The organism is Nitrospira sp. ND1 (genome assembly GCF_900170025.1).
Lineage (GTDB): Bacteria > Nitrospirota > Nitrospiria > Nitrospirales > Nitrospiraceae > Nitrospira_A.
The window spans coordinates 62,934-78,370 of record NZ_FWEX01000006.1 but is presented as its reverse complement, the minus strand read 5'-3'; the positions used below and the strand labels follow the sequence as shown (position 1 = coordinate 78,370).

The window sequence follows — 15,437 nt, the reverse complement described above, 5'->3', positions numbered from 1 at the left end:
TGAGCCGTTCAATTCAATTCGCAGGGGCCGGGACAGTTTGTGGCGCCTTTTCCTGCCGGATGCGGAGCGATGAGGCGGCCTGTTGAATCTGGGCATTGATTTCTCCTCCGAGCAGGATCACCACCCCGGTGAGATAGAGCCATAACATTAAGACGATCACCCCTGCGATGGAGCCATAGGCGGCATTGTAGTTTCCGAAATGCTCGACGTAGGCCTTAAACGCCAGGGACACCAGGAGCCAGAGCGACCCCGCGCAGACAGATCCTGGCGTGACCCAACGCCAGTCCTGCTTCACGTCTGGGCAGACGTAGTAAATAATTGCGAGGGCCAGGAGCATCAGCGTGACGGCGACCGGCCATTGCGCAATGTTCCAGGTGATGAGGAAGAGCCATCCGAGCCCGACGATATCGGCGATCCATTCGCCGATGCGGGCGCCATAGAGAATCAGCGTGATGGAAACGATAATGAACCCCGCGAGGCCGATCGTGAGCAACGAGGCAACCAGCCTCACCTTCCAATACGGCCTGGTTTCCTTGGCTCCATAGACCACGTTGAGCGCCTCCATGATCGCCGTCACGCCGCTGGAGGAGGCCCAGAGGGCGCCTAACAGTCCAAGGGACAGGATGTCGCCACTGCTGCCCTGCATCACGTTTTCCAGATATTTCTCCAACAGGGAGAGGGCATCGGCAGGGAGGACGGTCCGGAGATATTGCATCAACTCGGGCATGGTCTGTTTCAGAGGAAATAGACCTATCAATGCCGTGAGAAACAAGAGTGCCGGAAAGAGGGCCAGCAGAAAGTAGTACGCCAACTGCGCGGCGCGTCCGAGAATGTCATCGTGCAGACTTTCCCGCCACAAACGGCGGACCAATGCCTTCCACCCTAGACCGCCCAGTTTCCAGGGATTCGAGCCGGGCGAGGAACCGGTGAGCGAGGTAGGCACGGATCTATCTCCATTTCCATTGAGGGCCTGCCGCCGTCGTCCAGCGGGACTGCGCATACATTTTATGCTGCTCCGTGAGCAGGTCATGGGAGGAGTGATGAGTGTCCAGTTCTTCCCAGTAGGGAGCCTAAGATCAGGTCGCCTGAGTAGGCTGTTGGGCATCGTTGCTCCGGCGATTCCCGCCGTCGGCTCCCTTGTTCGATGAGGGCTGCGTCCGTAAGGGGTGCTCGTCCTTCGGCGTGAGGGCTGAGAGACTCACACCCAACGTGCGAGCGATTTCAGGCATGGCCTTGCGAGCCAATTCAAACAGCAGCGTGCGCCCGACCTGTAGCACCATGTGCTTGGCTTCTTCTGTATCAGGGCCGAATTCGCGCGACAGAGAACTCCAAAGGTTTGAGCCATTGCCTCCGGTTCCTCTGAACGAGGATTGCGATTCGTGAGGATAGTAGTCATACACGCCTTCCGACTGCCTGGACTCGGCGTTTCGTTGAGCCGGAGCCGGCATGACCCGGGGGCCGCGCACACCCGGTGGGTAGTGTGGATACACTCCACGGCGTTGATGTCTGTTCCCCTGTTCAATCAAACCGATGGCATACCCTGCGCAAAGAGCACCGCCTAACATCAGCCAGGGATGCCGGTCGATTCGATGGACCGGATCCACAACCGCTTTGGTTTTGTTCACGAACGCACCGATGTTGTCGGTGGCTCGATTCAACATGTCTGAACACGTCATCGTCACGTCCTCCACTCGGTGTGTGATCTGTTGCTCCAGCGCATCCCACTTTTCAGCGATGGCGATTCTCGTCTGTGCAATGTCTTTCAAGTCCTGGTCGATAGCACTCGTTCTTTGATCCATCGGATATCTTCCTTCAGTGAGTGAAAGGTGCGAAATGGCCAGAGGCGGAGACCCGCGCCTATCCTAGCCACCCTATAGAGCAGCCCGCCGGTTCCAAGTGCCGAGATGAACCCCACAATGCCGAAACAGGCCCAGAGCGGAAGGTTTGTGTAGGTCACGAGTAGATGGACCACCATCAGTAGCAGAAAGAGGATCGCTATCATTCCCAGAAGAAGACCGATTCCGCTTTGTATCATGATCGAGCTGAGCTTGTGCCGTTCGTGCTCCATTTCGTGACGTGCCAGTTCCATCTCCTGTCGCAGGAGGCAGCGGAAGTCGGACATGAGTCCCGATACGAGCGCGCCGATTGAAATTGGATGTGGATTGTCCATGTCCGAAGCCCTTCCTTCACTATTCAGGCCGCGTGCGAGCGAGCAGGTACCCGCACCCAAGTCCAACGAGGAGGGTTTGGAGCGGGTAACGCCGCATGAGGATTTCGAGATCTTCGACGATGCCGCTCACCCCCTGTTGTTGGAGCATGCGGGAGGTTTGTTTCACGCCTCGAGAGACGGCATCCGCTGCGGCACCGGCTGCACCATCTTGTGGAAGCCGTTCACGCAGTCGGTCGGCCGTGGATTCCAGCGCCTCACCAGCGCGTTTGGTCGTTCGATCGGCGGCAGCCATCGTGTCGCTCACGGCGTCATGAACGGTTGCCTTCATCTGTTCGGCGGTGTGTTCGAGAGTGCTCTTCTCCTGGTCCATCGGGACTCTCCTTCATCCTCAATTACGGTTGTGGCTCGGTGTCATCGGCATGCTCAAGGTAACGGTCTGCGTTCCGCGCATGAACTGGGCAAAGCCCTAGTCGCGCCGGTGGAGGCATGACTCCATCCCCGACATGTGCCCTCAGAGGGTGGGGGAAGTCGCACGAACCTGTTTGGGTTTGACGACCGGCGGTCGGTGCATCTGCAGCCGGACGTCGGGACGCACCTGTTTCGTCGATAGTCGGAGCGGGACGCTACGGCCTTGCCGGGCGGAACGATGCAGGGCTTCGATAATTTGCACATCGAGCAGGCCCTCAAGCCCATTCGGTTCCGGTTGGCGATTGTCTTGTACGCAGGAGGCAAAGTAGATGAGTTGGGGGGCGAACTGATCCCCCGGTCTGAACGTGCGGACGCGTGTCTTCCCGTTTACGGTGATGGAAGCTTTCAAGCTTCCCAGGTATTCGTAGGCCGGCTCCACACGCACCCGGCCTTTTGTGCCGACGATTTCATACATGGCGGCATCGGTCGCGCCGAAGCTGCAGGTCAATGTCGCCAGGCGATCGTGAGGAAAGCGAAGGATTGCGCCGGCCGATTCTTCGACCTTTTGGAATCGGCGGTCATGGCCGCGACCGACCAAGGCAGTGACTTCCGTCGGTTCATCGCGGAAGAGGTATCGTGCCGCGTTGATGCAATAGATGCCGATATCATACAGCGGCCCCCCGCCCAACCTCTGGCTTAAACGGATGTCGCCGGGGCGAACCTGTTGGGTGAAGACTGAATGAAAGAGCCTCGGCTCACCTAAGCGCCCGGACTGCAGCAGGGCAATGGTCTGAAGATTACAGGCCTCGAAATGCAGACGATACGCGACCATCAGTTTGACGCGATACCGCTCGGCGGCCCGGACCATCTTCCGGCAATCGGCGGCCGTCACGGCAAGGGGCTTTTCACACAGGATATGTATGCCGGCACGAGCTGCCCGCACGGCGTATTCGCGATGGAGACTGTTCGGCAGGGCAATGTACACGGCATCAATCTCGCCGCTTCGCAAACACTGTTCGTAGTCTTTGTAGGCATAGGTGTGGGCGATCCCGTATTGTCGGCCGAGGAGGCGACGCTTCAGGGGGTCGTCCGATACCAGCGCGGTCAGCCGTGCCGAGGATTTTGCATGCGCGAAGGCGGGAAGCACGGCAACCTGGGAAATATGTCCAAGACCGACGACCGCAAAACGCAGTGGTGAAAGACTCATTCGGTGCCACTCCATTTCTCCCTCCCGGGGAAGGGGATGTCCTCATCCGTCGTTCGACCCGTCATCCTGTGTAGCATTCCGGATGTGCTGCTACCGATGGGCGTGGTGCTATCCCTTGTTCAATAGAGGAAAGAGATCGCGCTCCTCCGCGATGAAATGGGCACGGACGGTCTGCATCATGTCTTCAAAGAATGCATCCAACGATTCGTCGTCATCGTTTTCAGCCTGTTGTAACTCGTCTATCATTGCCTTGATCTCCTCATGTTCCACGAGGAGTTGTTCCACGAGGATACGGCCTTCGTTGCCGTGATGCCGAACGTCCTCAGTCAACCGCTCTTCCATGTGGAAATGGTCTGACAATCGTTGCAGGATCTGCTCGACGTACGATTGTCGGGAGTCTGCCGGTGTGGCACGGTACAGCTGGAAAAGGGCCAGAATATGACGATGGTCGTCGCGTACCAGCTTGACTGCGCCGTCGGTGTTCGAAATCGTCGGTGTATTCGCCATGGGGCTGCCTCCCAATGAGTGACGCGTGGTCGTTCGTGAGTCTCAACGCCGCCGTATCAGTCAATCGTTCGCGTGCGCACTGGGCAGGACCCTAATCATCGACGCCACGGTGAGCGGCGACATTCGGAGTGCGGAGAGGAAGCGTCGTTGGACGCCTCCTCTCCCTGTGGTGCGAGTCAGCGGCTTTCCCGCGGGAGCAACGCCCTGGTCCTTTGTCCCTCCAGTGTGACCTGGCCGGTGGCGTTGGCGGTCCCTTCCAGCAAAATGATGACCGTCAGGCCCTGCGGCGAAGAGCGGACCTGGTCGGGCATCTGCCGTGTCACAAGGATATCCATCGTGACGCCTCCCGACCGGTGTGTTCCAGTCAGTGTTTGCTTCAATCGATCGACTTGCGCAGAGATGTCGACCGCCATAGCCTGCCGGAGTTTCTGATTGAGTTCCCGATCCACCAGTTGCCAATAGCCGATACGAATGGAGTCGATGGCGGATTTCGACTCATTGGCCATTTGGAGGTCCGGCACGGAGAGGCTCCGTCCCCCGTCATCCAGGCGTGGCGTTCCCCAATAGTAGATCGTACCTTTGAGATCGCCGCTGAGTTCGACCGTCACCAGGACGCGCCCACTGGCGTCCGCGGCGGAGACCTGTTCAATGACGGCCCTGTCTGAGGCCGTGGAATCGAGCACCACCGTCTGGTGGAACAGCTTGCTCTGCAGTTGGTGCGAGAGCTGCTGATAAGAAAATGGGACTCGGGCCAGCATCGTGTAGGGCTTATTAACAGCCGACAGAGGGCCAGAATTGACGAGGGCGACCGTGGGAGCAGCCTCCGCACAGGTCGGCTCATAGGTGATGAAGGGCATTTGTTTTGCCGAGCCCAGAATCACCGTCTCCTGTGTCGTACCCTTCTGTTGTCCGAGAATCATTTCTCTCGGATTGCCGTAGAGGCAGGCATGGGTGTTCAGTGTCGCCATCGAGAGGGACAGGGGACCGTCGAGATCATCCCAGAGCCGTTGCAATGGAATCGCAAACGCGTCGGCATGGACGGCGTCCGTCAGGGCGATCTTGATTTCAGGCAGTCCGAGCAAGTCGGGAGCCTGATCGGTCACCGGGACGTTGAACATGTTGCAGCGCGCGTCGCTCTCCGGTTTGGTTCTCACCGCGAGATGAGTGGGGTCGAAGCCGAACGAGACCGATTCGCTTTCTTGCAGCAGGGCGAGTTTGCCCGTGACGTCCAGTGTGGCAAAAACAGGATCCAGGCGACAGGCCCGTGAACTGCTGCGCGATTCGATCTCTCCTTTATATTCGGCATGAATCGCGACGAGGCCGTCCTGGATATGTACCTGTGTATTGCTGCTCCTGACAAAGGTCCAACGGAATTCTTGACCGAGCGGATGCCCCGCCTCCGTGATGCGTTCCGGAATGGCATCTCGAATGGCCGTCTGAATCGGCGTCAGATCGGTCTTAACCTGGAAGGGCATCTGCGAGAGCGGAGCCCGTGACTCCTCCTTCGCCATCGCTGCGAAGGAAGGAACCGCGCTGGTGATCGGAGGGGGAACCGGTTTGGATGTTGACTGCGGGATGGAATGGCTGCAGGCATTACCGAGCAGCAGGACTGCGCAGAGCGCCGGTAGAACAGGTTGTGTATATCGACCCATATTGAACCTCCTTAATCCATGCGTGACCGCAGCCACCCAAGAAGCGGATGTGGCCAGGCCTGCGTGCGAGGCGTACAGAGGGCTGGCACTCACGGTGTGTCACGCGTTATCTGTGCACTCCCGCTCTTTCGACCACCGATGACACCACGAACTGACGAGATCCTGCCTGGACCCTCACGAGGCTCCCGTCGATTGTGAGATTGCATGCAGCCTCAGAGGTGAGAGGTAGAGACCTGCCTGACGTCTCCGCGAATCCCCACATCCTGTGCGCGCCAGTGGCTTGCTTCTTCTCACTGTGGTTGCGGTTGAATTTGCAGGTTGTTGTTCACGGTCCTCACGCCGGTCACTCCACGTGTCAGTTCCGCTACCCGCATTTTCTGTTCGGTGGATGTGACGACACCGTTCAGAGTGACCACCCCGCGTTCCGTATCCACGTCGATACGGGAAAAATTCGACAAGCGATCGGAGGACAGTTTGGATTGCACCGAAGCCGTGATGGTGGCGTCATCGATGGTTTGTCCCGCGGTCTTGCCGGTCGTGGACTGGCAGCCGACCAGCGAGAGCATCGTCACAGCAAAAACGAAACGTGTCAGATGTGCGATCATTATCGGTACTCCTTTTCAGAATTTCGTCCAGGTGTATATCCGTATGCGCTCAGACCATGTCGTACGAATACTACGCGCGCCGGGAGGCCGCCTCGCCCACGGTTTTCTCGGCGGTCTGGACGGTCTCATCCACGAATTCCCGGGCAGCCCGTCCGGCGTTTCGCAGCGTTTGCTTTCCACCCTCGACATATTCCTGCCCGCGATCCACGGCGTGATCCCAAGCGGCCCGACCCTGTTCGGTAGCCTCGTCCAGTTCATCCTTGGCCTTGGATGCATAGTCGCGCAGGGTGGAGCGAAGCTCCGTGCCGGACTGGGGCGCCAAAAGTAGTGCGATCCCCGCACCGATGAATGCGCCTGCCATAAATGCCGACCAGTTGGAAGACTCTTCTGTATGCATCTGCTGACCTCCTTAGGATTGACGATGATGTTGGATTGCCTGATCTCAAGCTAAGCAGGGGAGCAGCGGTCAAGCGGTTCGTCGCCCGATCCCTCTGCTTGACTACACAGTAACAGGATGCCGCGAACCTCCCACTAGGCATGGCCCTAGTTGAGCGATGCGCAGCGCTTGAACGCGTGAAATTGCATTGACTATGCGTGACGGCGAGTTATGCGGGCATGGGTGGCATCGCGTGATGAGGGAGTGGAAATAGGCAATTGAGCTGAGCTGTTCGGTAACGGTATGTCTGAAACTCAGGCGCGGAAAATTCGTGGCAATACTGAGCAGGGGACGAGGGAAAATGAAACGGTGTGGATTCGACGGTTTGGCCTATTAAAGCGCGCGATCAGAATTTTCAACCGGCATGTCTGAGAAACAGACTATCATGCATGGTAGGGGTGTTGCACCGAGCGCCCCTGAACCAGGGACTCCGCGAGGGTTCGATACAAAGTGTTCCAGCCCGGACTATTCATGAATACCTGCTCCGGCGTCCGATCCTCTCGCCCAGCGAGGCTGTTCTCGTTCGGCCTTCTCGACGGACTGCAAGTACGCCTGCGTCGGCCTCACGTGCTAGCAGCCTCGGCGGACTTCCGTCTCGAACGCCTTGCGACGGCATTCATGAATAATCCGGGCTAGAATATCACGCACGGAGGTCGGCAAAGTGCGCGATGGAGAGCTGCTGAAACACAACGGAAGTGATCAAGCGCAGCGAATGAGATGGTGGGTGGTTTGAACGTGGGGCGGGATTGTGGTGCGCCCGACAGGACTTGAACCTGTAGCCTTCTGATCCGTAGTCAGATGCTCTATCCATTGAGCTACGGGCGCGTATTCTATTTATTGAGCCCGTTCGAAGAGCGGTCCCTTCGGAGCGGGCTCAAAGGAGCAGCGCCCGTTATACAGGCTTGAGGGAAGAACGGTCAAGTCTGTCGAGCATACATATTTTTTAGAAGAGACTCCTGCTGATTTCTCCGGAGGGGGAACTTTCGTTGCCGCTTGAGTCGTAGGCGGCTACGGAAAACCAATAGGTCGATCCCAGCGGCAATGTCAGGCGTGTCGAGGTGACGTTGCCGACATCGAACGACTGAGAACGAACGCCGGATCTTGTGCCGACGTAGACCCGATAGCCTCTGAGGTCCGCCTCACTGTTCGCGGTCCAGGTGACCGTCACCGTGCCGGTTGCCGTACCAGAAGGCGGTGGCGGCGTCGTGCTTCCGGTCGGCGAAGGCGGAGGCGGCGGGGGAGTCGTGCCACTCGCGAGTACGGAGAGCGACACCGGGATGCGCAAGGTTTGTGACCCGTTGGGGCCGCTTTCGACGATATAGACGACACCTGAATAGGTCCCAATGTTCATGGCAGAGGTATTGACCGTCACCGTGATGGGGTCAATTTCGGTTGTGATGGTCTGCGTGCTGCCATAGGGCGGATTGAGGGCCGTCCAGGATTGGTTCGCACTGATGCTATACGTGCTTTGTTGGGTGCTCGATTTCTGCAAATTAAAGATTCCGGACACGGTGTTTCCCTTCGCTGTGCTGAGCGAGAGTGCAGACGGGAAGGCCTGGAGCATGGGCGTCAATGAGCCGGTCGGCGGCGGCGGAGGGGGCGGCGTCGTCGAGGGCGGCGGTGGTGGCGTGGTCGCTGGCGGGGGAGGCGGCGGTGTCGTGCCGGTTGCAGTCACGGTGGTGGTCACCGGGATCCGCCAGGTCGTAGACACGCCGGGTCCGGCCTGTCCGATATAAATCGTGCCCGAATAGGTTCCGGCCGCAAGTCCCATGGCGGCAGTATTCACCGTGACTGTGAGGACGTCCGTTTCTGTGCTGATGGTTTGGGTACTGCCGTAGGGGGGATTCAGCCAGATCCAGGATTGGTTGGCGCTGATGAAGTAGGTGTGTTGCGCCGTATCCGATTTTTTCAGGCTGAGGGTGCCGCTGACCGTTCCTCCCTTGGCGACGGTCAAGGACAGTGCGCCCGGTGTAAATTGGATGTTCTGCGCGAGTGCCGATCCTCCCGTGCCGAAGTCGCAGAACCACAGAGTCAGCATCAAGGCCGTAAGCAATCCCTTCGCGCGTCGTCCGACGAGCCGGGGTGGATGCTGGTTCACTGTGGTGTCGTGCAACCTCATAGTCAGTACTCCCTTAGGTGATATTCCCGAAAAGAAAAAAGGAAACGGTCGTTGGTGAGCAACAGTCGTGCCACAACAAATCGCTTCGGCGTTCTTCTGAATTATTTGTCGGGAATCGCTCAGCGGAGTTCGGTGAGAATCCCGTCAGGATTACTATCAGTGCCGACCCTAACGGAAGAAGACGGAATAGGCAAGTAAAAATTTCACTTGCTTCCCGTAGGACTCGTAGGAAGACATCTGGTAGAAAAAAGTGGATGAGGGCGATGACCACTGTAGGGTGTCGGCACCTGTCTGTACAAAACCGACAGCCTTGCCGTTCACGATGTAGAGAGATTCCCTAGGTATGCACCAGAGACGTTTGCGGGTGGCCATACGGTCCTATGGGCATGAGGTGTGAGAAAGTTGTTGACCATGTTCGGTAGGTAGGGTATCTGTGGGCGCGCCGTTTCCGAGGGGTTACGTAGTCCGTTGATATCGATGCGGAGCCGGTGGCAGAGGGGGCCACGACATGTTCTCGCTACGACGTCTCATGTGTGCGGTGTGCGCGTGCCTGGCCGGTTTCGGCGCGCTTCCTGCTGCGGCGGAGGTTGCTCCTGCCCAGTCCTCCTCTATCGCCCGTGTCGACATCGGCCTGTCCGAATGGTTCAGCCAGGGTGAGACGGTCTGGAGCCACAACGCCTCAGGCCTGGATGCCAACCTTGGAAATCCAAGTTCCAAACTCAAGTATAAGGATACCGGCACCAATGTGACCGAAATCAGCGGTCGAGTGCAGTTGAAGAACAAAATCTTTTTCCGCGGCGCCTTCGGGTACGGCTCGATCGGCGGAGGCCGGCTGACAGATGACGACTTTCTCAGCGCACAAGGGGCTGCGGCTCAGGGCGCGACCGTCAGCGGAGAACATCGGTTCTCGCGCACCTTCAGTGACATCGGGGGAGACAATCTCTGGTATCTGAACGGGGATATCGGTGCGACGACGTTCACCTTTCCCGAAAACAAAGGCACCCTCGGGATGTTTGTGGGGTTGCAGTACTGGCGGGAGCGGCATGTGGCAAACGGGGTCACACAAGCCGAATGCACCACGGCATCCTCTCCGAACCAGGATTTTCGTTGTTCGCCTGCCGGTACGGTCGGGTTCCGTAACCAGACGGTGATTACCAACACGTCTACCTGGGTATCAGGCCGGTTCGGCGGTGAGGTCGAATATCGGGTCGATAAGCGCATCAGCATTGAGGCCAAAATAGCGATGCTCTTGTCCTATTTGAACAATGAAGATGTGCATCACCTCAGAACCGATCTCGCACAGGATCCGAGCTTCAGAATGACGGGCCTGGGCCTGGGTACCAATTCGGATATCAATCTGCGAATTAGGATCTGGGACCGGCTCTACCTGACCGGCGGGTATCGCGTGTTCTGGAACCGCGTGCTCGTCGGTGATCAGTGGAAGCTGTACGGCTCCGACGGCTCGTCGGCTACCGCCTCCCTGAACCAGTTTCAAACTCTCCGGCACGGCCCCACCATCGGGCTGACCTATTCGTTCTAGCCCGCATTATTCATGAGCGCTCCTGCTGCAATCGCGGATTCGCAGCTGCGACAGGCCTATCGGCGGGCGGGCTCGCCGCTCGGTCGGTCGACATCCTGCTCAAGGATGCCTCCCTTCCTCACGGCTCCGCGCGCCCGTCTCGCGTCGCGACTCCGCAATCTCGCGACGAACCGTCATGAATAATGCGGGCTAGCCGTTGTCCGGTGTATCCCTCGTTTTGCGCTGGACCACCTACACGTCAGTCGGCATTGTGTGCGTACGCGTCGTTCGTCTCTCGATGCAGAACGGGAGCAAATAGCGTATTGCTTATGGCGTATAGTTGGGAACGACAGCAACCCGCGGCGTTCTGCCTTCATCCATGAGCCATACGCTCTTCTTTCCCGCCATCAGCTCGGATGGCTGCCGAGATACGTTTCACGAACGACGTTTCACGGCGCGGTGCTCAGCGCGAGCGAGATGGGCCGGTTTCGTCTTCGTATTCCGCGATGAGCCGTTTGGCTTCGGGATGAAGGAGGTGCGGCTGACCATAGGGGATTCCGGCGGTCCGGAAGAGGGGCGTCAGTTTCTCGTTCGGGTGCATGTAACCGGCCCGGAGCGGGACAGATCGCTTGGTATGGCGAATGAGCGCACAGGGGTTCGGACGGATGGCCGTCAGCCAATCCGCAATATCCTGCGGATTCCCGATCGAGGCGGACAACAAGAGCAGGCGGGCCTGCGACGGACAGAAGATCAAGGTCTCCTCCCACACCACTCCGCGTTCCGGATCGGCGAGGTATTGGGATTCATCCATGATCACCAGCCCCAACGTATCCAGGCGTACGTCGATTTCGCCTCCCGCCGCATCGTAGAGCAGATTGCGCAAAATTTCGGTGGTCATGATGAGTAGGGGCGCCTGGGCATGTTCGCGGCGGTCACCGGTGAGGATCCCGACCTGCCCCGGGCCGAATAGGCGCGAAAATTCCGTAAACTTCGTATTGGAGAGCGCTTTCAGCGGAGACGTGTAAATCACGGTGCGATTCTCCTGCATCGCCCGCTTCGTGGCCTCGATGGCGACATAGGTTTTTCCGCTGCCGGTCGGCACGCTGACCACCACGTCGGTTTCAGCCAGCTTCGCCAGCGCATCCACCTGCCAGGCATCCGGTACAAACGGCTGTGCCGGCGGAACTCCGATTCCCGACAACCATTCATGAAGCGAGACCGGCGGCTCATGGTGGCCGTGTTCCTCGGCCCTATGCGGGCGTGGCGTCGTGGGCGATGCAGCCGGTCTCGGATGGACCTTCGATTTGGGGGCTTCCTCAACCGGTGCAGCCTGACGCCTGTGCGTTTGTTCCTCGATCAGGGCAGCCAGGTCGGACTCCAGGCCGGGTCGATTTTCAGCGGAGGCCTGGAGCAACAGATCGATCAGCTTGCGTTTGCCGGAACGAAAATGCCGGCTGATCCGTCCACGTGCCAATCGGTGCAGCAGAGAAACCGGTTGCTGCAGCAGTAGCTGTTCGAGTTCGTGCGTCGTCATAGAGGCCTCGTGATGCGTGAAACGTGAAACGTGAAACGTGTGAATACGAGGCCCGTCGGAAATCCTCTTGCGAACGACACGCTCACGGTAGTTCCTCCAGGACGCCACGGCGCATGCCTGCGATGGCCCGATCGGCGGATTCGGCCAGCGAGGGGTGGGTCGCTTTGAGGGTCTTCAATTGAGAGAGAAACTCGATCGTGCGCGCGAACAGCCGGAACATGTCGCCCTCGGCCATCGTGGTCAGGCGGGCCAGGCCGATCCAGGTCAGCGTCTGGTCTGCGACCCAGCGTTCGGTCAAGGCGGCGACATCGGCACGAAGCATCGGCGGCGCCTCGTGCGGCACAAGACTTTCTGCCAGCTTCCGGACCTGGAACAGGAGCGTGACGAGCCCCGCGCTGCCGCGTGGAAATGAGCCGGGACGATCGTCGTCATGCGCGATACTGGCCATGACGGCCGCGAGCAGCGGCGGATCGATGGCGCCGAAGGCCTCGGCCCGGATCAGTTCCGTAATCAGGAGGGAATGGTCGATGCGAATCAAGCGCGCCCACTCGCCGTCGGCGGTGAGCTGTGCCGTGGCGTTGAGATAGCCGAAGCGCTCGAGGACATCGATGCGCTCTTGAAACCGGTGCCACAAGCTGGTCTGGAGCGCTTGAATCGATTTCATGTGCCGCTGGATTTCCTGGCGGACCCGTGAGGCCCTGGGGAAATCGCGTTGACAGGCCTGACGCGAGGGACAGGTGGGGCAGGCGAAATCGCCAAGGGTTTGGATGATCGAACTGTCGAGCGGAATCTCTTCGTGCTGATGAGTCAGAATCGGCAGAATCGGGAGACGCGGCGGCAGATCCAGCAGGTGGTGTGTCAGCTGCTCCAGTGTCTGCGGAGTACACCAGGGATAGGCGGAGGTTTCCTCGCAGTCGAACGTGCGATCGAACACCTGCGTCACGATCGAGGCGGGGCATTCATTGAGGGAACCGCCGTCCCGCAGCAACGTCACCATCGGCGCATGCTGGCCCTTGCTTCGATACTGGCGCAGGATGATGCCGCGTCCCCGGATCAGCCCCACGACGCGTCCCGGCGTGAGAAAATGCAGGCGCGCGGCGACATCGGGCGATTCCTGCCTGGCCGACAGGCCGCGCGGTTTCTTCCGTTTCCTGGCCTGATCGAATACCTGCCACTGCGTGATCCAATCCGAGCAGACGCGCGGACCGAAGGGTTCCATCTCGACGCGCAGTCCATCGAGTTTGGTTTCGAGCACGGCCGTGCGCTGATTCAACTGAAACTGGGCGAAGCTTTTCGCAAGAATGGATTGGATCTGTTCGCGCGGGTGCGCTTTGAGCAGGTTCAGCACCATCGGGTAGCTGATGACGAATTGGCTGTGAATCGCTTCCGGTTGTCCCGTGAGCCCTTTGGTCAGGACGGTGAGATCGATATAGGGCGACGGGGTGATGACGGCGAATCCGACCAGGTCTTTGCCGCGGCGGCCGGCCCGGCCGGCCAGTTGCTGGATTTCGCTGGCGGTCAAGTCGGTAAAATCGCGCGCTTTCCGGATGCTGGATTGTGTCACGACCACCGTGCGGGCGGGAAAGTCGACGCCGGCGGCGAGGGTGGTGGTGGCGAAGACGGCGTCCAGAGACCCGGTGCGCATGAGTTCTTCGACGGCGATCTTCCAGGAGGGGAGATGACCCGCGTGATGCGCCGCCACACCGATGCGTTGAACCGTGTCGATCAACGGGTGTTCTGCGATGCTGGGATATTGTTCGGTGACCTGGGCCAGGACGCGGGCGATCTGTTCCTGCTGCGTCTTGGGCAGGGTGACCTGACTGCGCTCGAACGACTGCATCGCTTCGTCGCAGGCCCGTCTCGATGTGAGAAAGATAATCGCAGGAGTGAGATTTCTTTGGCGGAGCGTCGCGACCAGATCAACCGGATGAATCGACGGCGGCATGCAGTTTCATTCCCTTTGAGATGACCACCAATCCGGAATCGGTGACTTTGAAACGTTGACGGTCCGCGACCGGGTCGAAGCCGATCACGGTTTTGGGCGGGATGATCACGTCTTTGTCGATGATCGCCCGCCTGATGCGGGCCTGTTCGCCGATGACGACGTTTTCCATCACGACCGATTCCCGCACATCTGCATGGTCGTGGACCCGGACGTTCGGCGAAAGCACAGAGTTCTGCACGCGGCCGCCGGAAATGATGCAGCCGCCGCAGACGATGGAGTCCAGCGCCACGCCCATGCGGCCTCCCTGAAAATCCTGGGCGAAGACGAACTTGGCGGGCGGGAATTGTCCCTGGTAGGTGCGGATCGGCCATTGCTGATCGTACAGATTGAACAGCGGATCGACGGCCACGAGATCCATGTTGGCTTCCCAGTAGGCATCGAGCGTCCCGATGTCGCGCCAGTACTTCACGGCTTTTTTGTTTTCGTCCTGGAACTTGAACGCATAGACGCGCTGCTCTTTGATCATGCGCGGAATGATGTTCTTGCCGAAGTCGTGCTTGGTGCCCTCTTTGGCGTCCCGGATCAGTTGCTCGCGTACGACGTCCGTGCGAAACAGGTAGATCCCCATCGAGACGAACGCCTGGGTCGGGTCGCCGGGGATGTGCATCGGCTTCTCCGGCTTTTCGTCGAAGCTCAGGATCCGCCGGTCTTTATCCACCGCAATGACGCCGAACCGGTTGGCATCCGCCAGCGGCGTTTCAATCGCGCCGACCACCGCATCCGCCTGCTTTTCGATCAGCAGGTTGTACATGTCGGCATAGTTCATCTTGTAGATGTGGTCACCGGCCAGCACGAGTAGGAACTCGGGGTGGTCGTTATCGAGCAGGAAGAGGTTTTGATACACGGCATCCGCGGTGCCGCGATACCATTCTTCGCTGATACGCTGCTGAGGAGGAACAGACACGATGTATTCGCCCAGCTCGGGATTGAGAATGTTCCACCCCGTGCGGATATGACGGTCGAGAGAATGCGATTTGTATTGGATCAGGACGGCCATCTGCCGCAGGCCGGAGTTCAGGCAGTTGCTCAGCGTGAAATCGATGATGCGATATTTCCCGCCGAACGGCACCGCCGGTTTTGCACGTTGTTCGGTAAGCGGATTCAGGCGTTCGCCCTTGCCGCCCGCCAGCACCATGGTGAAGATCTTAGCCATAGACGGGCCGATTGTAGCAGGACGACGGATGAATAGAAAGGATGCAGAATGATTGACTTCAACTCGATCTCGGACGATACTACGACTCAACGTGCGGCTCCGACATCCGGTCGGGCTCAATG

14 protein-coding genes and 1 tRNA gene are annotated in these 15,437 nt (G+C 59.0%); 1 reads left to right on the top strand and 14 read right to left on the bottom strand.

Annotated features, from left to right (window positions below; translation table 11 throughout):
* Positions 1-13: 13 nt before the first annotated feature.
* The 11 genes from NSND_RS04955 to NSND_RS21170 form a co-directional block, all read right to left on the bottom strand.
* Positions 14-943 (bottom strand): YihY/virulence factor BrkB family protein, encoded by a 930-nt coding sequence (locus tag NSND_RS04955; protein WP_159450639.1) that lies wholly within the window; start codon positions 941-943, stop codon positions 14-16.
* A gap of 133 nt (positions 944-1,076) precedes the next feature.
* Complete coding sequence (locus NSND_RS04950) at positions 1,077-1,799, bottom strand: hypothetical protein (RefSeq protein WP_080877934.1); 723 nt, start codon at positions 1,797-1,799, stop codon at positions 1,077-1,079.
* Positions 1,763-2,170 carry a phage holin family protein gene (locus NSND_RS04945; RefSeq protein ID WP_080877933.1) on the bottom strand — a complete coding sequence of 136 codons (408 nt, stop codon included), beginning with the start codon at positions 2,168-2,170 and terminating at the stop codon, positions 1,763-1,765. Before NSND_RS04945 ends, NSND_RS04950 begins: the two co-directional genes overlap by 37 nt.
* A 19-nt stretch (positions 2,171-2,189) precedes the next feature.
* Positions 2,190-2,540 (bottom strand): hypothetical protein, encoded by a 351-nt coding sequence (locus NSND_RS04940; RefSeq protein ID WP_080877932.1) that lies wholly within the window; start codon positions 2,538-2,540, stop codon positions 2,190-2,192.
* A 141-nt stretch (positions 2,541-2,681) separates the two neighbouring features.
* Positions 2,682-3,785, bottom strand: coding sequence for a Gfo/Idh/MocA family protein (locus NSND_RS04935; protein WP_080877931.1), 1,104 nt, complete (start codon positions 3,783-3,785; stop codon positions 2,682-2,684).
* Positions 3,786-3,893: 108 nt separating this feature from the next.
* Complete coding sequence (locus NSND_RS04930) at positions 3,894-4,292, bottom strand: hemerythrin domain-containing protein (RefSeq protein WP_080877930.1); 399 nt, start codon at positions 4,290-4,292, stop codon at positions 3,894-3,896.
* A gap of 176 nt (positions 4,293-4,468) precedes the next feature.
* Positions 4,469-5,944, bottom strand: coding sequence for a DUF4403 family protein (locus tag NSND_RS04925; protein WP_080877929.1), 1,476 nt, complete (start codon positions 5,942-5,944; stop codon positions 4,469-4,471).
* 290 nt (positions 5,945-6,234) lie between these two features.
* A complete protein-coding gene (locus NSND_RS04920) occupies positions 6,235-6,549 on the bottom strand; it encodes a BON domain-containing protein (protein ID WP_080877928.1) in 315 nt (104 codons plus the stop codon).
* A gap of 70 nt (positions 6,550-6,619) precedes the next feature.
* Positions 6,620-6,946 (bottom strand): YtxH domain-containing protein, encoded by a 327-nt coding sequence (locus tag NSND_RS04915; protein WP_080877927.1) that lies wholly within the window; start codon positions 6,944-6,946, stop codon positions 6,620-6,622.
* Between the two features lie 788 nt (positions 6,947-7,734).
* Positions 7,735-7,810, bottom strand: a tRNA-Arg gene (locus NSND_RS04910).
* A gap of 118 nt (positions 7,811-7,928) precedes the next feature.
* Positions 7,929-9,104: a BACON domain-containing protein gene (locus tag NSND_RS21170; RefSeq protein ID WP_080877926.1), complete on the bottom strand. Its 1,176-nt coding sequence runs from the start codon at positions 9,102-9,104 to the stop codon at positions 7,929-7,931.
* A 508-nt stretch (positions 9,105-9,612) separates the two neighbouring features.
* Here NSND_RS21170 and NSND_RS04900 point away from each other — a divergent pair.
* Complete coding sequence (locus tag NSND_RS04900) at positions 9,613-10,644, top strand: hypothetical protein (protein WP_080877925.1); 1,032 nt, start codon at positions 9,613-9,615, stop codon at positions 10,642-10,644.
* Positions 10,645-11,086: 442 nt separating this feature from the next.
* Here NSND_RS04900 and NSND_RS04895 read toward each other — a convergent pair whose 3' ends face one another.
* From NSND_RS04895 to glgC, 3 genes are all read right to left on the bottom strand, one after another.
* On the bottom strand, positions 11,087-12,157 hold the full coding sequence (locus NSND_RS04895) for a DEAD/DEAH box helicase (protein WP_080877924.1): 1,071 nt from the start codon (positions 12,155-12,157) through the stop codon (positions 11,087-11,089).
* Between the two features lie 82 nt (positions 12,158-12,239).
* Entirely contained in the window at positions 12,240-14,102 is a 1,863-nt protein-coding gene (locus NSND_RS04890; protein ID WP_080877923.1) for a helicase-related protein, read from the bottom strand.
* On the bottom strand, positions 14,077-15,315 hold the full coding sequence (glgC, locus tag NSND_RS04885) for a glucose-1-phosphate adenylyltransferase (RefSeq protein WP_080877922.1): 1,239 nt from the start codon (positions 15,313-15,315) through the stop codon (positions 14,077-14,079). The genes NSND_RS04890 and glgC overlap by 26 nt, the downstream gene beginning before the upstream one ends.
* Between the last annotated feature and the right edge of the window lie 122 nt (positions 15,316-15,437).